Below are 22219 nucleotides of genomic sequence, written 5' to 3' on the forward strand. Positions count from 1 at the left end.
CATGGACGCGCCCCGCGACAGCGGTGTGCGCCCCGCCGGGTCGACCGCGGTCGGGGCCGATGAACGGGGACCGGACACCGCGACGTCGCCACCCGCGCGGCGGATGCGACGGGCGAACGTCCCGGAGCCTGCCGTCCGTATCGAGTCCGCCCCGCCACTGAGCGCGCGGACGACGCATCCCGGCCCGGCACACCACTCACACCCTCCATGCAGACCAGGGGAAGGTGCATGAGGAACTTCCGGCTGCTCGTCCTGGGCAACGGCATCTCGGCGTACGGCAGTTACCTGAACATGGTGGCGCTGAACGTCTTCGTCTACGACGCCACGGGCAGCGCGCTGGCCGCAGGCCTCTTCATGGCCGTACGCCTGGCGACGAATGTCGTGTCGGGCTGGGTGAGCGGGCGGCTCGTCTCGATCTACGACCGCAAGCGCCTGATGGTCGGCGCAGACCTGTGCCAGGCCGTGGCGCTGCTGACACTGCTGCTCGCACCGGACGCCACCCGCGTAGGGCTGCTCTACGTCCTCGCCGTGGTCACCGGCGGCTGCTCGACACTCTCCCAGGTGGCCCTGCGCAGCAGCATCCCGGAGATCGTCGGCGCGGAGCACCGCGTGCGCGCCAACGGGCTCCTGGTGACCGGGCGTTCACTCGCGATGATCGCCGGGTTCGCCTCGTCGGGTGTGGTGGTCGCGCAGCTCGGCTACTCCGCGGCGTTCGCCCTGGACGCCGCGTCCTTCCTGGTCTCGGCGACGGTGCTGTTCCTGCTGCCCGTACGCACCAGGGCGGTGCAGAAGGATGCCGCCGCCGGCGGCACCGCGGAGTCCTCCGGTGCCGCGCGCTGGACGGCGCGGGCGCTGCTGGCCACGGCGCCGCTGTTGATGGCGATGATCGCCGTCCGGGCGGTGGACGGGCTGGGCTCCTCGTCCCACAACGTCGCCCTGCCCATCTACTCCAGCGGCCTGGACCCCGACCATCCGGCCACGTTCATCAGCCAGTTCTGGGCCACCTGGGCCATCGGCAACATCGTCGCCCAGCAGGTGATCGGGCGGGTCACCAAGAAGACCGGGCGCACGCCCGGGGAGCGGGCGTTCGCGCTCGGCGCCTGTGTGATGTCGGCCGGGTTCATCGTCGTCTTCAGCGGGCTGCCGACCCTGCCCGCCGTCATCGCCGCGCTCGTCGCCGGCGCCGCCGACGGGTTCACCGAGATCGTCTACGTGTCGCGGCTGCAGGCCGCCCCGGACGAGCAGCGCGGCCGCCTCTTCGGGCTCTCCGCGTCGGCGGAGAACGCCGGCTTCGGACTCGGCATGCTCGTGAGCGGCGCCCTGCTGGAGACGTTCTCGCCACTGCAGGTCGTGGCCTCCTTCCACGGCCTCGCCATCGTCCTGTGCGGAACGCTGCTCCTGCTGCTTCTGCGCCGGGGCGGCCCACGTGACCATGTCGCTGAGGAAGCGGTCAGACGGGACAAACCGACTGTGACGGAGGGACGCGGCTGATGGCCATGAGCGACCCCGACCCGCGGATGGCCGTCATCGGCATGGCCTTCCGGCTGCCCGGCGCGAACACGCCCGAGGAGTTCTGGCGTGTCATCCATGACGGCACGGACTGCATCACCCGGTTCACGGACGAGGAGCTCGACGCCGCCGGCGTACCCGCCGAGGAGTACCGGGCAACCGACTTCGTCGGCGCCTCAGGGGTGCTGGACGACATCGCCGGTTTCGACGCCCAGCACTTCGCGATGAGTGCCCGCGAGGCCAAGATCACCGACCCCCAGCACCGCATGCTCCTGGAGTGCGCCCAGCACGCCCTGGAGGACGCCGGCTACCCGGACGAACGGGACGGCAGCCGCGTCGGCGTGTACGCCAGCACCGGATATCACCTGTACACCCTGCAGAACTACCTCCTCAACAACGTCCTGCCCACCCAGGCCGCCTCCGACTGGATGGCCGGCATGCAGATCACCGTCGGCAACTACGCCGACTTCACCGCCACCCGGATCGCCTACCGGCTGGGCCTCACCGGCCCCGCGGTCAACGTCCAGACGGGTTGCTCCAGTTCGCTGGTCGGCGTGCAGGCCGCCGCGCAGTCCCTGCTCATGGGCGACTGCGACATCGCCCTCGTCGGCGCCACCGCCGTCCACGTGCCGCAGGTCGTCGGCTACCGCTACGTCAAGGGCTCGATCCTCTCCAAGTCCGGCCGTCTGCGGGCCTTCGACGCCGGAGCCGACGGCACCGTCGGAGGCACGGGCGTCCTGGCCGTCGTACTGAAGCGGCTGGGCCGGGCGGTGGCCGACGGCGACACGATCCACGGTGTCGTCCGCGGCTGGGGCATCGGCAACGACGGCGCCGACAAGAAGGCGTTCGCCGCCCCCAGCGCCCAGGGGCAACGCGCCGCCATCCGCCAGGCCCTGCGCCGCGCCGGCGTCGACGCGGACAGCATCGGCTACCTGGAGACCCACGGCACCGGCACGCTCAAGGGCGACCCGATCGAGTTCGACGGCGCCACCGGCGCCTACCGCGAGGACACCGACCGCACCGGCTACTGCGCCCTCGGCTCGGCCAAGGCCAACATTGGCCACCTCGACGCGGCCTCCGGACTCGCCGGACTCGTCAAGACCCTGCTGGTCCTCAAGCACGGCGTCATCCCGCCGATGGCGAACTTCAGCGAGCCCAATCCCGCCCTCGACCTCGGCCACAGCCCCTTCTACATCCCCGGTACCGCCCGGCCCTGGCCCGAGAGCGACGGGCCCCGCCGCGCGGGCCTCACCTCACTCGGCGTCGGCGGCACCAACGTCCACCTCGTCCTGGAACAGGCTCCCGAGCCCGTTCCCCGGACCGACGCCGCCGCCCCTGCGGACGTATTGCTGGTCTCCGCGAGCAGCGAGGCCGCCCTCGCGGACAACGCCCGCGCCTTCCGCGACCGGTTACGGCAGCCGCCGGGGCACCACCTGGCGGACCTGGTCACCACCGCCGCGCTCGGCCGCGTCCATGGCCGCCACCGGCTCGCAGTCCGTGGCACCACCCCGACCGCGCTCGCCGACGCCCTCGACGCCTGGCTCGCCGGCACGGCCGGGGCAGCCACGGCGGGGACGACGCCGGTGGAGGGGCACGCGCGCGTGGCGTTCCAGTTCACGGGGCAGGGCAGCCAGTACGCGCGTATGGCCGACGCCCTGTATGAACGCTTTGCGGTCGTGCGCGAGGTGCTCGACGCCTGCGACGACCACTTCCGCGACCTCACCGGCGACTCACTGCTCGCCGCGCTGCGAACGGCAGACGCATCGGCGGAGGGGACACCGGAGCACACGCCCGACGGACCGTTCGCGGGCACGGACACCGCGCAGCCCGCGCTGTTCGCCCTCCAGTGCGCCCTCGTGCGGCTCTGGCGCGACACCGGCATCGAACCGTACGCCGTCACCGGGCACAGCGTCGGGGAGTACGCCGCGCTCCACGCGGCCGGAGCCCTCTCACTCCAAGACGGTCTGCGTCTCACCACCGAACGCGGCCGGCTGATGCAGCAACGCTGCGCCCCCGGCGCGATGGTGGCCGCGGCGGTGGACCGGGAGGCGGCCCTCGCCCTGGCCGCCGAAGTGCCCGGTCTGGAACCGGCCGTGACCAACGGAGAACGCGCACAGGTGCTCGCCGGGCCGGTCGAGGCCGTGGAACGGGCGTGTGCCCTGCTGGACGTGCGCGGCACGCCGGGCCGGCGGCTGACGGTGACCCGTGCCTTCCACACCGCTCTGATGGAACCGATGCTGGAGGAGTTCCGGAAGATCCTCGACGACGTCGACTTCCGTCCGGTACGGATCCCGTTCGTCAGCGCCCTCGACGGAATGACCCGCCCGCCCGGCTGGACCCCGGACGCCGACTACTTCCTACGGCACACCCGCGACCCCGTCCGTTTCGACGAGGCGCTGCGCGGCATCGGCGACGGGCGGCCCGACGTCCTGCTGGAGATCGGGCCGCACACCACCCTCAGCGGCCTGTCGCGCCGGGCGCTGCCCGCCGTGCAGTCCCTCCCGTCGATGCGGCGCGGTGCCGGGCTCGGCGCCCTGTGGGGCGCGGCGGCGGGGCTGCACTGCGCCGGGGCGGACGTCGGCTGGCGGGTCCTGCTGGCCGGCAGCGGCGGCAGGCGGGTCCCGCTGCCCGGATACCGGTTCCAGCACAGGAACTACTGGACAGGGCCGGAGTTGACGGCCCTCAGCACAAGAACAACAGCGAGTGAGGGAGCCGAAGTGGTTCAGCAAGAGGCAGCGGTCGCGCGCGTACTGCACAGCATCGTCGAGGCGACGGCCCGGCACCTCGGCGAGGAGCCGTCGGCGATCGTCGGCGACGCGTCCTTCTTCGACCTCGGCGCCGACTCGCTGCAGATGATCAGCGTGCTGCGGGAGCTGGAGCAGGAGCATCGGGTCAAGGTGACGATGCGGCAGCTGTTCGAGGAGACGGGAACGCCGCGGCGGCTCGCCGAGTTCATCGCCGCCCGGATGCCGGGGACGGCAGGCGGGACGGCACCGGTGGAACTCCCGGCAGAACGGGCGGGGTCGGCACAGCCGGTCGCTCCCGAAGTCCCCGCTCGCGAGCCCGCTCCGGAGCCCGTCGCGCCCCAGCCCGTCGCGCCCCAGCCCGTCGCACCCCAGCCCATCGCGCCGCCCAGGGTTGCCGCACCTGCACCCACACCTCCACCCACGCCGGCTCCCGCGCCCGCGCCGGCTCCCGCGCCCCTCATTCCCGCGCCCGCCACCCCCGCACCCGCCACCCCCGCACCCGCCACCCCCGCACCCGCCACCCCCGCACCCGCCACCCCCGCACCCGCCCCCGAGTACGCGACCCGCGAGGAGCTGGAGGACCTCGCCCGCAAACTCCAGCAGATATCCCAGATACAGCTGCAGATGATGTCCCAGCTCTCCCAGTTGCTGGCCCTCCAGACGGCCTCGGTGACCGAGCGGCTCAACGGCAAGGTGGCCAAGTGACCGGGCTGCACGGCATATCCGCCGCACTGGACCAGGATCTGGCGGCGATGGCGGAACTCTCGCAGCGCATCGCCGAGCAGATGGGCGGAGCCGCCGCCTCCGTCCCGGAGCAGCGGTCGCCGGAGGCACCGCGCGTCCACGGACCGCGCGTGACGGTCGCGAAGACCTCCGGAATGGTGCAGGGCGTGTCACCGCACTCCCAGCAGGAGCACCTCGCCGATCTCGTACGCCGCTACACCGCAAGGACCCCGACCTCCAAGCGGATCGCCCAGCGCTACCGCCGCGTCCTGGCCGACAGCCGTGCCGTCGTGGGCTTCCGCAGCGGTACGAAGGAGATGCTGTACCCGATCGCGGGACACCGGGCGAGCGGGGCACGGCTCCAGGACGTCGACGGCAACGAGTACGTCGACATCACGATGGGCTTCGGCGTCCTCCTGTTCGGTCACGAGCCCGACTTCGTCACCGAGGCCGTGCGCGAGCACCTGTCCCGGGGCATCCAGCTCGGCCCGCGCAACGTCGAGACCGGCGAAGCGGCGGAACTCCTCGCCGAACTGACCGGACTGGAGCGGGTCGCCTTCGCCAACTCCGGTACGGAGGCCAACTCGGCGGCCATCCGCCTCGCCCGCGCCGCGACCGGCCGCGACAAGATCGTCACCTTCCTGGGCGCCTACCACGGCCACGCCGACAACGTCCTCGGCCGCGCCTCGGGCAGCGGCACCGACCAGGTCACCGTGCCCGTCTCCCGAGGCATCCCGCAGGCTTCGGTCTCCGATCTGCTGGTCCTCGACTACGGCACCGACGCCGCCCTGGAGGCGATCGCCCGGCACGCCGGCGACATCGCCGCGGTCGTCGTGGAGCCGGTGCAGAGCAGACACCCCTCCCTGCGGCCCGTCGAGTTCGTACGGAAGCTGCGCGAGCTGACCAGCCGCCACGGCATCGTGCTGCTCTTCGACGAGATGCTGACCGGCTTCCGCCCGGCCCTGCGCGGCGCGCAGGAACTGTACGGCGTCACACCCGACCTCGCCACGTACGGCAAGCTGCTCGGCGGTGGCTTCCCCATCGGGGCCATCGCCGGCCGCGCCGACATCATGGACGGCGTCGACGGCGGCCACTGGTCCTACGGCGACGACAGTTACCCGCCCGCCGACACCACGTTCTTCGGCGGCACGTACATCCAGCACCCGGTGTCGATGGTCGCCGCGCGCGCCGTGCTGACCCACCTCAAGGAGCACAGCCCGCGCCTCCAGGAGCGGCTCAACGCGCGTACCGCCGAACTGGCCGCGACGCTCAACGGCTTCTTCGAGGCCGAGGAGTTCCCGCTGCGGATGAGCCACTTCGGCTCCCAGTTCCGCTTCGAGCACCGCGCCGACATGGAGCTCCTCTACCACCACCTGATGCTGCGCGGCGTGCACGTCTGGGAGTGGCGCAACTTCTTCCTGTCCACCGCCCACACGGACGGCGACATCGAGTTCGTGTCGGACGCCGTACGGGATTCGCTGCGCGAGCTGCGGACGGCGGGCTTCTTCCCGGGCGGGCGGCCGGTTGTGCCGAAGGCTGCGCCACCTGAACCGAAACCGGCAATCGCACCGGCACTCGCACCGGGCCGGGCCGCGGAACCGAAACCGGCTGTTCCCGCGGAGGCACCCGCCCCGGTCGCCGCCATGGCCTGGAACGCCGCCGCCGTCACCGACTCCCGCACCGCACCCGTGAGCCAACCCGCCGCCCGCACCGCCGCCCGCACCGCTGACTTCAGCGTCTACTTCTTCGGCGACTACCCGCAGGAGGCCTCCGGGCCGGCGAAGGGCGGCCCGTACGAACTTCTCATGGACGTCGCCCGGTTCGCCGATCGGCACGACTTCCATGCGCTGTGGATGCCCGAGCGTCACTTCCACTCCTTCGGCGGCCTCTTCCCCAACCCCGCCGTGCTCGCCGCCGCGCTGTCCCGGGAGACCGAACGCATCCGGCTCAACGCCGGCTCCGTCGTCCTGCCGCTCCACGACCCCATCCGGGTCGCCGAGGAGTGGTCGATGGTGGACAACCTGTCCGGCGGGCGTGTCGGCATCGGCGTCGCCAGCGGCTGGAGCGCCAAGGACTTCGTGTTCTTCCCCGACCGTTTCGGCCGGCACAAGGAGCTGATGTACGAACAGCTGGAGGAGGTGAGGAAGTTCTGGCACGGCGAACCCGTGCGCCGGGCCAGTGGGGCCGGCGAGGCCGAGGTACACCTCTTCCCGCGTCCGGTGCAGGACGCACCGCCCATGTACACCGCGGTGGTCGGCAACCCCGCCTCCTTCGAACTCGCCGCCCGTCACGACCTGGGCATCGTCACCAACCTGATGACCCAGAGCGTCGAACAGCTCGGGGAGAACATCGCCCGCTACCGGCGTACCCGGGCCCAGCACGGCCTGGACCCGGACGCCGGGCGGGTCGCCGTCCTGCTGCACACCTACCTCGCGGCCGACCACGACATCGCACGGAGCGAGGCGTACGAACCGCTCTCCCGCTATATGCGCGCGTCCCTGTCCGTGTTCAGCGGTGTCACCAACAGCCTCGGACACAACGTCGACCTGGCCGAGCTCAGCGAGGACGACCTGGACGCGGTGTTCCGCCGGGCCTACGGCCGTTACTGCGACCAGCGCGCCCTGATCGGCACGGTGGACAGCGTCCGCCCGGTGGTGGACGCGGTGACCGCGGCGGGCGCCGACGAGATCGTCGCCCTCGTCGACTTCGGTGTCGCCCCGGACGACCTGCGCGAGGGCCTGCCACATCTGGACGCGCTGCGCCGCACATACCGGCGGACGGCCGCGCCGGCCCCTGCCGAGGCGCCGCTGTCGCCCGGCCAGGAACGGATCTGGTTCCTGGAGCGCCTGCTCCCTGGTCGTACCGCCTACAACGAGGTCAAGGCGATCCGCCTCGAAGGCCCCCTCGACGTACCCGCATTGCGCGCGGCACTGCGCGGCCTCGTCGCCCGGCACGAGGGCCTCCGCACCGTCTTCCGGGAGAGCGGAGGCGAGCCACGACAGGTGGTGCGGGCAGCGCCGGTCGAGCCCGACTTCGAGGTCGTCGACGGCACCGGCAACCCGCGGACCGCGCTCGGCGACCTCCTGGCGGCGGAGAGCGCACGCCGCTTCGACCTGGCGGACGGGCCGCTGTTCGTCACCCGGTTGGTCAGGCTCGCCGAGGCGGAACACGTCCTCGTGCTGTCCCTCCACCACATCGTGGTCGACGCGGCCTCCGCCACGGTTCTCGCCCGCGACCTCTCCGCGCTCTACCGCGCCGAACGCGACGGCACCACTCCCGACCTGCCCCCGCTCACCTGGAGCTACGCCGACCACGCCAGGGAGCAGGCGGCGTCCGCGAACAGCCCCGAGGCCGACGAGGACCTGGCCCACTGGCGCCGCGCCCTCGACGGCGACCTGCCCGTCCTCGCCCTGCCCACCGACCGGCCGCGCCCGCCGACGATGACCTCCAACGGCCGGGCGGTCTTCCACACGCTCGACCCGGAACTCTCCGGGCGGCTGCGGGAGTTGAGCCGCGCCCGCCGCAGCACCCTGTTCATGACCCTGCTCGCCGGCTACGGGGCGATGCTGCACCGGATCACCGGGCAGACGGACATCGTCGTCGGCACCCCCATCTCGGACCGGCCCGAGCGGGCCCAGCAGGTGCTCGGGTTCTTCGTGAACACCCTCGCGCTGCGCCTCGACCTGTCCGGCGATCCGGCGTTCGGCACGCTGCTGGACCGCGTGCGCACGGTCGCTCTCGACGCGTACGACCACGCGCGCGTGCCCTTCGAGACAGTGGTGCGCGAGCTCGCCCCGCCCAGGGCGGTCGACCGGACTCCGGTGTTCCAGGCGTTCGCGGAGTTCCAGCGCGCCGAACCGTTCCGCTTCGACCTGCCCGGCATCGAGGCCACACCGCTGGACGCCGGCCCGGACAAGTCCCTGACGGACCTCACGGTCTACTTCACGGACCAGAGCGAGGGCATCCGCTGCCACCTGGAGTACAACACCGACCTCTTCGACCAGGAGACGGTCGACGACTTCTTCGCCACCTTCCGGACACTGCTCGCCGCAGCGGTCGACACCCCTGACACGCCGTTGTCCCGGCTCGCTCCGGCGGCCGTCGACACCGCCGCCGACGGGGAGCCCGTTCCGAGGTCCTGGCAGCACGGCCCGTCCCGCCCGCTCGCGGACACCACCGTCCACGACCTGGTCGCCCGGCAGGCGGCAGCGCGGCCGCACAGCACTGCCGTGATCAGCGGCGACACACGGCTGTCGTACCGCGAACTGAACGACCGGGCCGAGCAGTTGGCCGCCGCCCTGCGGGAACAGCCCGCCACGGACGGCGGTGCCGAGGTCGTGGCGCTGTGGCTGCCGCGCTCCACCGACCTCGTCGTCGCCATGCTCGCCGCACTCAGAGCGGGCCGCGCCTACGTGCCGCTGGATCCGTCCCTCGGCCGGGTGCGCGCCGAGCAGGTCATCGCCGAGTGCGGGGCGCGGACCGTGGTGTCGGCGCCTGCCGGGGCGGCCGTTCTGAAGCTGCCGCCGGGCGTGACCGTCGTACCCCCCGACGCGACCGCGACCGCACCCCACCCGCCGCGCCCCGCGTCCGCCACCGACGACCAGACCCCGTGCTGCGTCATCTACACCTCGGGCAGCACCGGCACACCCAAGGGGGTGGTGCTGGCGCACCGCGCGGTCGTCGACCTGTGCGAATGGCACCACCGGCGTTTCGCGTTCACCTCGGCCGACCGCAGCGCCGCCGTGTGCAGTCAGAGCTTCGACGCCTCGATCCTGGAGATCTGGCCGGCACTGACCGCGGGGGCGTCGGTCACCATCGCCGACGAGGAAATCCGCAGGGACCCGCTGTCCCTGGCCCGGTGGTACGCCGGCGAGAGCGTCACCTTCTCCATCCTCCCCACCGCCCTGGGCGAACAGTTGCTGCGGCTGCCTCCGCACGAGCAGCCGCCCCTGCGTCACCTCCTGCTGGGCGGAGACGTACTGCGCACCAGGCCGCGTCCCGAGGCGTCGTACGAGACGGTGAACGTCTACGGGCCCACCGAGACCACCGTGCTGTGCACCGCGGAAACCGTCGCCGCGCACAACGACGACCCCGCCCGTCCCATCGCGATAGGGCGCCCGGCCGACAACGTACGGCTGAGCGTGCTCGACGAGTCGGGCAGCCCGGTGCCCGTCGGCACGGTGGGGGAGTTGTACGTCGGCGGACCGGGCGTGGCCCTCGGCTACCTGCACCGCCCCGAACTCACCGCCGAGCGGTTCCTGCCCGACCTGGACGGCGGCCCGGACGCCCGCAGGTACCGCACCGGCGATCTGGTCCGCTGGACCGGCGGCGGGACGCTGGAGTTCTGCGGCCGGGCCGACGACCAGGTGAAGATCCGGGGCTTCCGGGTCGAACCGGAGGAGGTCTCCCGCACACTCAACGCCCTGGACGGCGTGCGCGAGGCGGCGGTACTCGCCCGGCGCAACGATCGCGGCGACGCGTACCTCGCGGCCTATGCCGTCCCCGCCGACCCGATCGGCGATGCGGCCGACGACCGGCAGGCCTATGCCGATCTGCTGGCCGAGGAACTGGGGGCCCGGCTCCCGGAGTACCTCGTGCCGCGCGCCTGGCGGGTCCTGCCCGCGCTGCCCGTGAGCGGCAACGGCAAGCTGGACCGCGCCGCGCTGCCGGCGCCCGACCTCGTCACCTCGGCACCGGCCCGCACGCCGAGTGCCGGCGGCGAAACTCCCACCGCCGGACACCTGACGGGCATCGAGCGGCGGGTGCGGGAGCTGTGGGCCGAAGAGTTCGGCATCGACGCCGACGGCATCGCGGCCGACGCCTCCTTCTTCGACCTGGGCGGCCACTCGATCACCGCGATGCGGCTGGTCAACCGGGTCCGGGAGGACTTTGCATCCGAGTACCCGATGCTGAGCTTCTACCAGGAACCGACGCTACGGGCCATGACGGCCCAACTGGCCGCGGCGGCGGGCGAGACCGCGGCGCCGGCGACCGCGAGTGCCTCACCCGAGGCGGACGAGGACGGACCCGGCACGGTGGAGCACCGCGCCCCCGCCACCGTGCAGCAGTCCCGCTTCGCCACCGTGCACGCCGACCACCGGCTCCCACAGGTCTTCAACGTGGCCCTGCGGATCACCCTCACCGGCGACCTGGACGTGGCGGCCCTGCGCACCGCCCTGACCGGGCTCGTCGAGCGGCACGAGGGGCTGCGGACCCGCCTGGCCCGCAGCGGCGACGGCTGGGAGCAGCAGGTGCTGCGGGCCCGCCCGGCGGAGCTGCCGGTGCGGGACCTGACCGGGCTGCCCGCCCGAGAACGGCAGGCGGCGCTGGACCGGGCCAGTTCCGAGGCGGCGGAGACGCCACTCGACCCCACCGGCGGGATTCCGATGGCGCTGCGCCTCCTGCGCACCGGCGAGAGCAACTGGACACTGCTCCTCGTCCTGCACCACTCCGCCTGCGACGGATGGTCCGTCAGCCTGCTCCTGAAGGAACTCGCCGGGCTCTACGGCTCGGCCGTGAAAGGCGAGCCCCATGCCCTGCCGCCCGTGCAGTGCCAGCCCGTGGCGTACGCCCATTGGCAGCAGGAGCAGGTGGACGAGGCGGCCGAGGAGCGGAAGGTGGAGTTCTGGCTGCGCGAGCTCGACGGAGTGCCGTTCACCGTCGACCTGCCGCTGGACCGGCCCCGGCCGCAGAGCGCGAGCGGACGGGGCGGCGCCGTGATGTTCACCGTGCCGGCCGAGACCCGGGCCGCCGTGGAGCGGCTGGCAAGGGAGCGGGGGACGACGCCGTTCGTGGTCACGGCCGCGGCGCTGGGCCGGATGCTCGCGCGGAAGTCCGGGCAGTCCGACGTCGTGTTCAACGTCTCCTACGCCAACCGTGAGCGCCGCGCGTTCGAGTCCCTGCTGGCCTGCACGGTCACCGGCTTCGCGCTGCCGGTGCGACAGGGTGTGGCGGGTTCCTTCGCGACCCTGACGGACCAGGTCGCCCGGACGACCGTGGAGTGCATGGACCAGGCCCTGCCGGTGCGCCGGATCGCCCCGGCGATGCGGGAGCGCAAGGGTGTCGACGTGCCGGACCGGCTGGACGTCGGCTTCGCCTACCAGAGCTCTCTGGACGCGGAGGTCGAACTGCCCGGTCTGACCACGGCCATCGAGGACCTCGCGCCCGCGGCGGCCCGCACGGAACTCACCTTCGGGCTCGTCCCGGCCGGCGACGAACTCAAGGGCTTCGTGGAGTACTCGGCCGACCTGTGGGACCGCGCCACCATCGAGGGCTGGACGCGTGACTACGTCGCCCTGCTGAGCGAGGAGGCCGACCGGGCGCTCGGGCGGTGACACCCGTCCGTGACGCCGTCCCGCCCCGCGCCACCCCGGCGCGCGGGTCGGCGTCACGGACGCTCACGCGGCGCTGCTGCTCCTCGGCATCCAGTGCCGGCACGTCACCTCGTGCTCACTGCCGAGGCTCGTCCACCAGCGCTCGCAGCACGCGGAGTCGAGCTCCGCACGGACGATCGCCTCGGCGGCGTCGCCGGCGCGCCCGGCGCGTGTCACCAGCTCCAGGAGCCACCGCCGCTGGTCGCCGATCACGGTCTCCCGCACCACCGCGATGACCGGCACGAGACTGGCGGCGGCGAACAGGCACGCCGCCCACGCGGGCCCGTACCGGATCTCCAGGACCGAGGTCCAGGCCAGCCCCGCGCTCGTGGCGATGTAGAGGACGCAGAGAAGGCGGCTGGAGCAGTTCATGGGCGTACACCGTCCTTGGGGCGGGATCGATACCCTTGTCCAACTGCTGACGGCCCGTGTGGACTCGGGTGATTTATCCCACCGTGACCTGACAGCAGGCCTCGCCCCGGTCAGGACGCGGCGCCGACCAAGGCCTTGGCCCGGAACGCGGCCCGATAGGAGTGCGGCGTGGTGCCGACCACCCGGCGGAAGCGCTCACGGAACGCCGTCGGCGACCCGAACCCCGCCTGACGCGCGATCCGTTCGATCGGATGGTCGCTGTTCTCCAGCAGATACTGGGCCCGCCGCACGCGCGCCCGCAGCAGCCACTGCAGCGGCGTGGTGCCGGTCTGCTCACGGAACCGGCGGCTGAAGGTGCGCTCGCTCATCCCCGAGCGCTCCGCCAACGCTGCCAAGGTGACCTCCCCGGCCAGGTTGTCCTCGACCCACTCCAGCAGGGGTTCGAGCGCCGAGCCGCGCGGCACCGGCGGATACTCGTGCACGATGAACTGCGCCTGTCCGCCCTCCCGTTCCAGCGGTACGACGGACATGCGCGCGGTGTGCGCGGCCACGGCCGAGCCCAGGTCCCGCCGGATCATGTGCAGACACATGTCCAGTCCCGCTGCGGCCCCGGCGGACGTGAGGATCTGCCCGTTGTCGACGTACAGCACGTCCGGCTCCACGTGGACGTCGGGGAAGCGCCGTGCGAGCTCGTCGGTGCCCATCCAGTGGGTGGTGGCGCGCAGTCCGTCCAGCAGTCCGGCCTCGGCCAGGACGAAGGCGCCCACGCAGACGGATGCGATCCGGGTGCCCGCCCGGGCCGCCTCGCGCAGGGCCGCCACCACGCCGGGGGAGGGCGGTCCGGTCTCGTCGCAGCCCGGCACGATGATCGTGTCCGCGTCCTCCAGCCCGTCCAGCCCTCGGTCGATCCGCAGGGCGAAGCCCTCCGTGCGCACCTCCGGCGACTCGGCGCACAGCCGGACCCGGTAGGGACGGCGGCCGTCCGGCAGCCGTGTCCAGCCGAACATCTGGAACGGTGTCGCCATGTCGAACGGCACCACGTTGTCGAGAACAAGGATCGCCACGGTGTGCATGAAGGACACCCTAGGCGGATTCCCGCCACCGGCATAAGCACAGGTGGATTCGGTGATGTGTGGTGAAAGGGCGGAGAGCGCGCTTGGCGGGAACCCGTTGGAGGCTGTCGTTTCTGCCCCTGTGCGATCACCCGGAAGATCCCTAGCGTGGGGCGGGTGACCAAGATCCTCCTCACCCTTCACGTCCTGGCCGCCATCATCGCGGTCGGCCCCGTCACCGTCGCGGCCAGCATGTTCCCCCCGGCCGCGCGCCGCGTCCCGGCGACCGACGGGGCGGTGGCGGTGGGCACCGTCCGGCTCCTGCACCGCATCTGCCGTGTCTACGGCGCCATCGGGGTGTCGGTCCCCGTCCTCGGCCTGGCCACCGGCCTGGCGATGGGAGTGCTGGGCAGCGGATGGCTCATCACGTCCATCGCCCTGACCGCCGCGGCCGCCGGCATCCTGATCGCCTTCGTCCTGCCCCGCCAGGAGGAACTCGTCGGCCAACTGAGCGCCGAGAAGCCCGTGGAGCGCTCGGTCACGGCTCAACTCGCCATGTTCACCGGCATCTTCAACCTCCTGTGGGCGACCGTCACGGTGCTGATGATCGTCCGGCCCGGTGCCACGACGGGCGCCTGACCCGGGCGGCGGGCAGCGGGGGACGGGCGGCACCGCGACCACGCGTCGGGGTGGAACCGCCCGTTCGTCGCACGTCAAGCGCTCTGGCAGAATTCGTACTTCAGTGTGCGTCGGCGCCTAGACTCGACAGCCGTGCCCATCTGCACACAGGGCCACGACATGAAAGGCGCGTTGACGGGTGTTCCAGGATTCCCCCATTTACGACCGGCTCATCGCGGAGCGCGGCGACATCCCCACCCAGGTACGCAGGGAGGCCGAACGCGTCAGCAGGGAAATCGAGTTCGCCATGCAGCCCCTGTTGCAGTCCAGCGGCCACGCACCCCCTCCCGGACGCCCCGCACCCCCCGCCCCGACCTGGCAGCGAAGCGCACTGCCGCCGGGGCCGCAGTCGCTCTGAGCCCGGACGGCCGGGCGGACCGGTCACGGCACCTTCGCGCTCGCCCCGTTGGCGTGCGGCTGCTCCTCGGAGGCCGGCTGCGCGAGCCACTCGGCGATGGTGCGGGCGATCGGCTGGCCCGTGTCGACCTCGATGAACCCGAACTGCCCCGACTGGTTGCACTCCAGGAACCACCACGTCCCGTCGGCGTCCTCGACGAAATCGAAGGCGCCGTAGGCGAGTTCCGCGTCCTTCAGATAGGCGCGGACGCCCTCGGCGACACGCGGCGCGACCTCGACGGGACACCACGGCGCGTCGGACGCGGCGAACCGGACGTCCACCTCGGTCTCTGTACCCGTCGCCTTGCGGGCTGCCAGCAGCTGCTCGCCCACCGCGGTGAGACGGATGTCGGCACGCTTGGCCACGCGCCGCTGCAGCAGCGTGGGCCCGAACGCGACAGCGGAGAAGTCCGCGTCCGGCCCCACCCTGCTGGTCGGCACCGCGCGCGGCGGATCCTGTGGGTGCGCGCCGGACACCGGCTTGACCACCAGATCCGGATACCGCTCGGCGAAATCACGGGCGGCCTGCGGGAACGTCGTGATCAATGTGGCCGGAACGGGCAGACCGCAGCGCTGCGCCAGCCGCAGCTGCCAGGGCTTGTAGCGAGCCCGGCGCGCCGCGTCGGGATGGTTCATCCAGCGCACGTCACAGCCGCGCAGCATGCCGTACAGCGCCTGCTCCGCCTCCTGCGTCAGCCAGGCGGAGGGCACGGCAGCCCGCGCCGCCGCGGCCCCCGGCCTGCGCATCCAGATCGACCGCAGGCCGCTGACGCTCACCAGGCGTCCCGCGGACGACAGATGGCCACGGAAAGAGCCGTGCACATACTCGCCCGACAGGGCGACCCCGTCGGTCACGTCGGCGGGATCGAGCCGGACCACCGGAACGCCGGATGCGTTCAGGTGCACGACCACCATGTCCGCCGTCACGTCTTCTTCGTTGGTCACAATCAAGACCGTCATCGTCGGCGACCTGCGTTCAGTCGTCGAAGTGGGTCTTCGAGCCCGCCGTGGATGTCGTGGTCCCCAACTCCCGCAAGAGCGCGTGATCACAGGCGGCTATTCGCCCGTCACGCAGCACGTTCAACTGCAGACCGGAGTCGTAAGCATATGCAGCGGCGACCTCCAACTCCGCTGCCGGCCGTGCATAGTTGAGCGCGAACGGTTGCATCGTCTCTCCCTCACAGGTGCTGCTCCGATCGAGCTTGGTCACCCAGGGGCGCCCTTCGGCCCGCCGACGCCCCTCGGTCTCCACTTACTTAAACGAATCGAACGAGTGATTGGTTTCCTTACTTTCTGTAATCAACGGCGTCCGGCGGTCCCGCATCGGGAGAACGGCGCAGGGTACGCAGTGCCAGCAAGAGCACGCCGATGTCGTCCAGATACACCGGATCGGGCATCAGATCGGTGGGCAGCACGAAGTACAGAACCGCGCCCCAGAACACCCAGCGCGGCCCCGTCGGCAGTCCGGCGCGCCGCATCACACGCCGCGTCCGCACGAGCCGCGCCAGTACCCAGAAGGCGACGGCGAGCACGACGGCCGCGAGGGCCACGACGACGACGATCACCGCGGTGGTCGACTCCATGGACCCTCCTCCTGCCGGCGGCGCGCACCATGTGCACCTGCCGGTCGGATTCCCCCTTGCGGCCTGTGCATTGCATGGCAGCGCTCACTCGGCCGCACCCCGTCACCCGTCAGGACGGAAGACGCACGGATCGGCCCGGTCACCTGCTCGCGCAGGCGCACGATCCGTCCACCCGCGCGCCGAAGCGAGCCCGCAGGACGCAGTACGCCCCATCCACTGATCCGGCGCAGCCGTCCTACGCCCCGCGGCGGCCCGGGATCTGCGGCTGCTCCTCGACGGCCCTGGCCTCCTGCGCGTCCCCCGACTCGGCCGCGGGCCTGCGTGTCCGGCCGGAGACCTTGAGGCGCTCGAAGGTCCGGGTCAGCTGCTGGAGCGGGGACGCCGCCGGGGACGCGGGGGTCTCGAGCGGGCTCTCGGGCGCGGCGTCGGCGGACTCCCGGAAGGCGGCCAGCGCCGCGTGCGCCTGCTCGGCGGCCTCCCGGTACAGATCGCGGGACTTCGTCATCGCCTCGAGCGCCTCGGCGTACATCGCCACGAGCTTGCGCTCACGATCGAGCTCCTCCTCGAGCGTCAGCAGCCGCCAGTCCTCCCGCAGGGCGGTGAGGGCCTGCTCGGCGCCGTCCGGCAGTGGGCGCGCCAGGGCGGCGAACCGCGTCACGGCGTGAATGAGCTCGGCCGGTTCGGTGCCGTCGAGGAAGACGCTGCGTACGGCGAAGTCGTCCGCGTCGTAGCCGGACGGCGCCGGGTTGCCGGGCAGCACCACGGCGCCCCCGCGCGGCACCTGCACGCCGAGGTCCCGCAGGGCCCAGTTCACGACGCGCAGTTGGCTGGGGGCGGCACGGTGCTCGACCAGCCGATGCCGCAGGCCCGGCGGCAGCATCCCGGCCAGCGGCGTGCGGCCGCGCTGGTCCGTGGTCATGGCCTCGTGGACGACCACATGGATGCCCCAGCCGTCTCGCGCGCAGTCCCGCAGCAGCTGCCGTACGGCCTTGTCGTCCGAAGGCAGGGGGTTGATGTCCGTAAGGCGCAGGTCCGAGACCGGCGTGTGGTCCCAGGTCGCGTCGGGTTCCTGAGGCCAGAACAGGGCGGCCGGCGACGGCCACCGGGGGTCCCACGGCGCCTCTGCCTCCGCTGCCAGCATCCAGTCCTGGCCGCTGCCGGAGTCGTGCTCGACGGTGAGCCGGGCTCGCACGGTCACCGACCCCGCGACCCGCCATCGGGCCTCGAAGATCCACTCCTGGGCGCCCTCGGTCTCGGGCAGCTCCAGGAAGTCGTCGATGGTCCGGCTGTCCTTGAGCCGGCGCAGGCTGAGCCGGAGTACCTCTTCCGCGGCGGGCCCGAGATGTCGGCCACGGGCCAACCACACCGAGGGGGGAGTCGTGGGGCGGGGGCTGGAGGAGCTGGGCATGGGGTCCATCTGTGGGCGGGAGCACGTGCTCGTATCAGTATCGTCGCCGCAGATGCCTGCCCGCTGGGCGGGGTCCGCACACGGGGTGTGCGCCATCCGCACCGGCCGGCGTCCCTCACTCGTGGTCCGCACCGCTTCCGGTCATGACAATGACTCGGTGAGCGGGACCCGCCCACCATCCGCATTGGGGCGGGTCCTGCTCGTGACTCGGGGTCCGCTCAGTTGTGGTACGTGATGTAGCCGTTGCCGTCCCGGTCGTTCCCGCTCTTGGTGTAGGAGTGCGAGTCCGCCCCGGCGCCGGAGGGCTTGTTCAGGTAGATCGAGTCCTTGTCGTTGTTCCACATGAAGTTGCAGTTGTCGCGGTAGACGACGTTCTTCGCGTCGGAGTCGCTGCCGTTGCCGCCCCGGAGCTTCACGTAGTCGCCGGGCTGGAGGTAGTGGTTGGCGGTGAAGGCGAACCGGTTGCCGGCCTTGTCCTTCACGACGTAGCCCTTGAGGTTGACCGTGGTACCGGACGAGTAGTTCTTGATCGTCAGGTACTCCTCGTCGGTGTTGCCGGTCCGGCAGTTGTTCGAGTCGCTGCCGGGTGCGTCGTACTGGATGCCGCGGATCTTCAGCGCGGACGAGTACTCGGTGGCCTGGGCCGGTGCGGCGGACAGTACGGCGAGCGTGCCGGCGGCGACGGCGGTTGTGGCGACGATGCGTATGCGCATGGAGAAATATCCCCCCTGTGTGGAGCTTGTGTGAAGATCAGGAGTGTAGGCAACTCCCGCGCGCGGTGGGGAGGCTTCACCGAAATGTGAGACGCGGGCGCGTCAGTGGGGGTATGCGCGCGGTGGCCGTTGATGGGTGAGCTCGTCGCGGAATTCCGCTATGACCGAGCTGATCTGGCGCATCAGCGCGGTGTTCTCGATCCGGTCGAGATACAGGTTGCGGCCGGCCAGGGCGGGTGCGTCGACGCAGAAGTACTGGGTCATGAGCGGATTGATGAAGAGTTCGCTGTTCCTGGTGCGCTCGGTGAACCGGACGTCGCCGAAGTCGCCGCGCACGGCAGCCGCGACGGAACCCTGGACGATGCTCGGGTGGTCCGGCGTGGCCCGCTGGGCATGCTCCACCGCGTCGAGGTACGCGCGCCCCTCCTCGCTGTGGCGCGGCAGCGAGAACGTCCCCAGGTAGCCGCCCTCGCGGTCCAGCGCGGCGAGGTTCTCCAGCACCAGGGAGTGGTTGACCCCGTGATAGGAGTCCACGCCGAACCCGAGGCAGGCCACGAGCCGCACCGGAACCTCGTCCAGCCCGGACACTGCGGCCAGGCTGGCCATGTCCTCCTCCGGCGTGCCCAGCCCGTGCTCGTCGCCGCGCATCAGGATGTCGGTCCCGCCGTCCACCAGCACGATGGCGTCCACGCCGCCCAGGTGCTCCAGGAGCGTGCGATAGGCGGCCCTGAGCGGCTGGACCCCTGTGCGGGGGAACGCGTACACCGTGTCGGGCAGGTCATGCACGGCGAGCCACCGCGCGAGCGTCCGCTCCGGGAAGTAGTCGCCCCGCACTGCCGTGTCGGGGCATATCGCCGCGACGTCGTGGTCCACCCACGCGTCGAGTGAGAGTCCGAACAGGTCCGAGAAGGACAGGTTGGCCAGCTGGACTTCCTTGCCGGCCGCGCGGAGCGCGAGCGCCAGGGGCAGTCCGGCGTACACGTCGAAACCGCCGCCCGCACCGGCGACGAGCACGCGGCGCGCGTCGCGCAGCCGGGTGAAGAAAGGGGGCTCGAGGAGGGAGAACACCGGGGGACGCTAACAGGTACTGATCACCGCAAGCGCGCCGATAAAGACCGAGGGGGCCGAGGGTTGGAACCCCCGGCCCTCAGCGAGGGTTGGGACCCCCGGCCCTCAGCCTTCAGCCTCAGCTTCGGCTACGGCGTCTTACGCGCCGCTCTCCCGCAGCATGTCCTCGCGCTCGACGAGCTTCACGCGCTCACGGCCCTGGGGCTCGCCCAGTGCCTTCTCGGCGGCGTCGAGCTTGTACCAGCCGTCCCAGGTGGTGAAGCGGATCTCGCGCTCGGCGAGGAAGGCCTCCACCGCCTCCGGCTCGGGCGAACCCGGCGTCTGCAGACGGCCATTGGCGAAGTCGGCCAGCAGGTTCGACACCGTCTCGTTGGCGTCGCCCTTGGTGTGGCCGATCAGGCCCACCGGGCCGCGCCGGATCCAGCCGGTGACGTACATCGACTGCAGGTGCTCGCCGGACTCCTGGATGACCCGGCCGCCCTCGTCCGGGACCGTGCCCGAGTCGATGTCCCAGGGCAGCTTGGGGAGTTTGTCGGAGAGGTAGCCGACCGCGCGGTAGATCGCGGTGACGTCCCAGTCCTTGAACTCGCCGGTGCCCTTGACGTTGCCGGTGCCGTCGAGGACGGTGCGCTCGGTGCGCAGGCCGACGACCTTGCCGTCCTCGCCGAGGATCTCGGAGGGCGACTCGAAGAAGTGCAGGAACAGCTTGTGCGGCCGGTTGCCGACGTCGCGGATCGCCCAGTTCTCCAGGGTCTTGGCGACCATGTCGGCCTGCTTGTTGCCGCGCCGGGTCTCGATCGAGCCCGCGTCGTAGTCGATGTCCTCGGGGTCGACGATGACCTCGATGTTGGGGGAGTGGTCCAGCTCGCGCAGCTCCATGGGGCTGAACTTCGCCTGCGCCGGGCCGCGGCGGCCGAACACGTGGACTTCCAGGGCCTTGTTGGCCTTGAGGCCCTCGTGGACGTTCGGCGGGATCTCCGTCGGGAGCAGTTCCTCCGCCGTCTTCGCCAGGATGCGGGCCACGTCGAGGGCGACGTTGCCGACGCCGAGGACGGCGACCTTCTCGGCCTCCAGCGGCCAGGTGCGCGGAACGTCCGGGTGGCCGTCGTACCAGGAGACGAAGTCCGCGGCGCCGTACGACCCGTCGAGGTCGACACCCCGTATCGGCAGCGCCCGGTCCGCCGTCGCACCCGTCGAGAAGATCACGGCGTCGTAGAACGCGCGCAGGTCGTCCAGGCTGATGGCGGTCGGGTAGTCGACGTTGCCGAAGAGGCGGATCTGCGGCTTGTCGAGGACCTGGTGGAGGGCCGTGATGATGCCCTTGATGCGGGGGTGGTCGGGGGCGACGCCGTACCGGATCAGTCCGAACGGCGCCGGCATGCGCTCGAAGAGGTCGATGGACACACCGGGTTCGGCGGCCACGTCGGACTTGAGCAGGGCGTCGGCGGCGTATATCCCGGCGGGGCCGGCTCCGACGATGGCTACCCGCAGGGGGCGGGGCATGATCAGGGTCCCTTCGAGCGATGACAAAAGTGATCTCGACGGGAAGCCTAAACTAAGGCAAGCCTAAGTCGGTACACGGGTCCGACCTATGAGCTCATAAATCAATTCTATGGGCTGAAAAGTGTGAGGACGACGCGGGGTGCCGCACCGCGCGACGGCGGCACGGCACCCCGTGGACGGGTCAGCCGATGTGGTAGCTGTCCCCGTACACCTGCCAGTCGAGCGGCGGGTTCAGATCGAGGTTGCCCGCGCGCAGGAAGACCCGCTGGGCGGTGTCGACCCGGCTGGTGTCGCTGTGGGCCTCCTCCTGCTTCATGGCCCACACCCGCGCGTCCAGGAACGCGTGCAGGTAGGTGACCTCGTCGCCGCCCTGCGCCGGCGGCCGGGCCTGGTTCAGCGCACGCCTGCGGATGTTGCGGAAGCTGGTCGGGTCGGTGCCGTCGCCGTGCATGACGATGGCGTCGTAGTACGCGAACTGGCCGAGCACGCGCAGCCCGTCCGTCTTGCCCTGCCGCACGGCCGGGCCGAAGTACACGCGGTCGCGCTCGTCGTCCTGCGCCCGCCGGAACTCCTGGTCCTGTGCGGCCCGGGCCCAGTCGCGCGGGAAGTTCGGGTCGAGTCCGTCGTGGGAGTCGGTGCCGTCCACCCGTCGCAGCGCCGGCAGGTACGGGGCGAGGACGTTGCCGGGGCGGCGGTCGGTGTAGAGCTCGACGAGGTCGAGCATGTCGCCCGTGCCGGAGCAGAAGCCGATGATCCCGGCGGTGTAGCCGCGGCCGTCGCCGATGTCCTCGATGTACTTGTACTGCGCCTTCCAGTCGAGCGAGGAGTTCTCCGCACTCGACACCAGCTTCATGGCGATCTCCTTCTTCGCCGGGTCGTCGAGTCCCACCGCGGCCGCGGACGCGTGGGGGGAGTTGAGGAGTGGGGCTGACGCGAGGGATGCGCCGACGAGGGCGAGCAGAGTTCGGCGCGACGTGCGTGCTGGGTGCTTCACGGCGGCTCCAAGTGGAGGTGGGGGGTGGAGTGTTGGCCGTTGCCTGACACTGATAGGAAGGTTTCCTATCAGATGGCGCGCGTGAGAGGCACCGGTTGCG

Annotated in this window: 15 protein-coding genes; 5 read left to right on the forward strand and 10 right to left on the reverse strand. The window is 71.6% G+C overall.

Features of this window, described 5'->3' with window-relative positions; translation table 11 throughout:
• Positions 1-228 precede the first annotated feature (228 nt).
• The 3 genes from ACZ7L5_RS17630 to ACZ7L5_RS17640 are packed head-to-tail and all read left to right on the forward strand — an operon-like array spanning position 229 to position 12313.
• A complete protein-coding gene (locus ACZ7L5_RS17630; RefSeq protein ID WP_471517549.1) occupies positions 229-1491 on the forward strand; it encodes an MFS transporter in 1263 nt (420 codons plus the stop codon).
• Positions 1491-4961, forward strand: a complete 3471-nt coding sequence (locus tag ACZ7L5_RS17635) for a type I polyketide synthase (protein ID WP_471517550.1) — start codon at positions 1491-1493, stop codon at positions 4959-4961. The genes ACZ7L5_RS17630 and ACZ7L5_RS17635 overlap by 1 nt, the downstream gene beginning before the upstream one ends.
• Positions 4958-12313 carry a MupA/Atu3671 family FMN-dependent luciferase-like monooxygenase gene (locus ACZ7L5_RS17640; protein WP_471517552.1) on the forward strand — a complete coding sequence of 2452 codons (7356 nt, stop codon included), beginning with the start codon at positions 4958-4960 and terminating at the stop codon, positions 12311-12313. Before ACZ7L5_RS17635 ends, ACZ7L5_RS17640 begins: the two co-directional genes overlap by 4 nt.
• A 63-nt stretch (positions 12314-12376) precedes the next feature.
• Here ACZ7L5_RS17640 and ACZ7L5_RS17645 read toward each other — a convergent pair whose 3' ends face one another.
• Both ACZ7L5_RS17645 and ACZ7L5_RS17650 read right to left on the reverse strand, forming a co-directional pair.
• Positions 12377-12724, reverse strand: coding sequence for a hypothetical protein (locus ACZ7L5_RS17645; RefSeq protein WP_328877352.1), 348 nt, complete (start codon positions 12722-12724; stop codon positions 12377-12379).
• A 110-nt stretch (positions 12725-12834) separates the two neighbouring features.
• The gene (locus tag ACZ7L5_RS17650) at positions 12835-13797 is read right to left on the reverse strand and encodes a GlxA family transcriptional regulator (protein WP_471517555.1); all 963 of its coding nucleotides are present in this window, start codon (positions 13795-13797) and stop codon (positions 12835-12837) included.
• A gap of 156 nt (positions 13798-13953) precedes the next feature.
• Between ACZ7L5_RS17650 and ACZ7L5_RS17655 the strand changes: the two genes are divergently transcribed.
• Both ACZ7L5_RS17655 and ACZ7L5_RS17660 read left to right on the forward strand, forming a co-directional pair.
• Positions 13954-14415, forward strand: coding sequence for a DUF2269 family protein (locus ACZ7L5_RS17655; protein WP_471517557.1), 462 nt, complete (start codon positions 13954-13956; stop codon positions 14413-14415).
• Between the two features lie 178 nt (positions 14416-14593).
• A complete protein-coding gene (locus tag ACZ7L5_RS17660; RefSeq protein WP_328877349.1) occupies positions 14594-14812 on the forward strand; it encodes a hypothetical protein in 219 nt (72 codons plus the stop codon).
• Positions 14813-14835: 23 nt separating this feature from the next.
• Here ACZ7L5_RS17660 and tgmB read toward each other — a convergent pair whose 3' ends face one another.
• From tgmB to ACZ7L5_RS17700, 8 genes are all read right to left on the reverse strand, one after another.
• On the reverse strand, positions 14836-15810 hold the full coding sequence (gene tgmB, locus ACZ7L5_RS17665; RefSeq protein ID WP_471517559.1) for an ATP-grasp ribosomal peptide maturase: 975 nt from the start codon (positions 15808-15810) through the stop codon (positions 14836-14838).
• 16 nt (positions 15811-15826) lie between these two features.
• Entirely contained in the window at positions 15827-16018 is a 192-nt protein-coding gene (tgmA, locus tag ACZ7L5_RS17670) for a putative ATP-grasp-modified RiPP (protein WP_328884225.1), read from the reverse strand.
• 118 nt (positions 16019-16136) lie between these two features.
• Complete coding sequence (locus ACZ7L5_RS17675; protein ID WP_471517561.1) at positions 16137-16433, reverse strand: DUF1232 domain-containing protein; 297 nt, start codon at positions 16431-16433, stop codon at positions 16137-16139.
• A 235-nt stretch (positions 16434-16668) separates the two neighbouring features.
• Positions 16669-17841: a hypothetical protein gene (locus ACZ7L5_RS17680; RefSeq protein WP_471517563.1), complete on the reverse strand. Its 1173-nt coding sequence runs from the start codon at positions 17839-17841 to the stop codon at positions 16669-16671.
• A 218-nt stretch (positions 17842-18059) separates the two neighbouring features.
• A complete protein-coding gene (locus ACZ7L5_RS17685; protein WP_471517565.1) occupies positions 18060-18554 on the reverse strand; it encodes a lamin tail domain-containing protein in 495 nt (164 codons plus the stop codon).
• A 102-nt stretch (positions 18555-18656) separates the two neighbouring features.
• On the reverse strand, positions 18657-19622 hold the full coding sequence (locus tag ACZ7L5_RS17690) for a DUF1152 domain-containing protein (protein ID WP_471517567.1): 966 nt from the start codon (positions 19620-19622) through the stop codon (positions 18657-18659).
• Between the two features lie 138 nt (positions 19623-19760).
• A complete protein-coding gene (locus tag ACZ7L5_RS17695) occupies positions 19761-21125 on the reverse strand; it encodes an FAD-dependent oxidoreductase (RefSeq protein WP_471517569.1) in 1365 nt (454 codons plus the stop codon).
• A gap of 181 nt (positions 21126-21306) precedes the next feature.
• Positions 21307-22119 carry a chitosanase gene (locus ACZ7L5_RS17700; protein ID WP_471517571.1) on the reverse strand — a complete coding sequence of 271 codons (813 nt, stop codon included), beginning with the start codon at positions 22117-22119 and terminating at the stop codon, positions 21307-21309.
• Positions 22120-22219: the final 100 nt, after the last annotated feature.

This window comes from Streptomyces sp. NPDC107528 (assembly GCF_055639295.1).

Coding starts and splice junctions, on each gene's coding strand:
- ACZ7L5_RS17675 (WP_471517561.1), bottom strand. CDS start 16,433: ATGGAGTCGACCACCGCGGTGATCGTCGTCGTCGTGGCCCTCGCGGCC.
- tgmB (WP_471517559.1), bottom strand. CDS start 15,810: ATGACGGTCTTGATTGTGACCAACGAAGAAGACGTGACGGCGGACATG.
- ACZ7L5_RS17635 (WP_471517550.1), top strand. CDS start 1,491: ATGGCCATGAGCGACCCCGACCCGCGGATGGCCGTCATCGGCATGGCC.
- ACZ7L5_RS17630 (WP_471517549.1), top strand. CDS start 229: ATGAGGAACTTCCGGCTGCTCGTCCTGGGCAACGGCATCTCGGCGTAC.
- ACZ7L5_RS17645 (WP_328877352.1), bottom strand. CDS start 12,724: ATGAACTGCTCCAGCCGCCTTCTCTGCGTCCTCTACATCGCCACGAGC.
- ACZ7L5_RS17650 (WP_471517555.1), bottom strand. CDS start 13,797: ATGCACACCGTGGCGATCCTTGTTCTCGACAACGTGGTGCCGTTCGAC.
- ACZ7L5_RS17685 (WP_471517565.1), bottom strand. CDS start 18,554: ATGCGCATACGCATCGTCGCCACAACCGCCGTCGCCGCCGGCACGCTC.
- ACZ7L5_RS17695 (WP_471517569.1), bottom strand. CDS start 21,125: ATGCCCCGCCCCCTGCGGGTAGCCATCGTCGGAGCCGGCCCCGCCGGG.
- tgmA (WP_328884225.1), bottom strand. CDS start 16,018: ATGCAACCGTTCGCGCTCAACTATGCACGGCCGGCAGCGGAGTTGGAG.
- ACZ7L5_RS17680 (WP_471517563.1), bottom strand. CDS start 17,841: ATGCCCAGCTCCTCCAGCCCCCGCCCCACGACTCCCCCCTCGGTGTGG.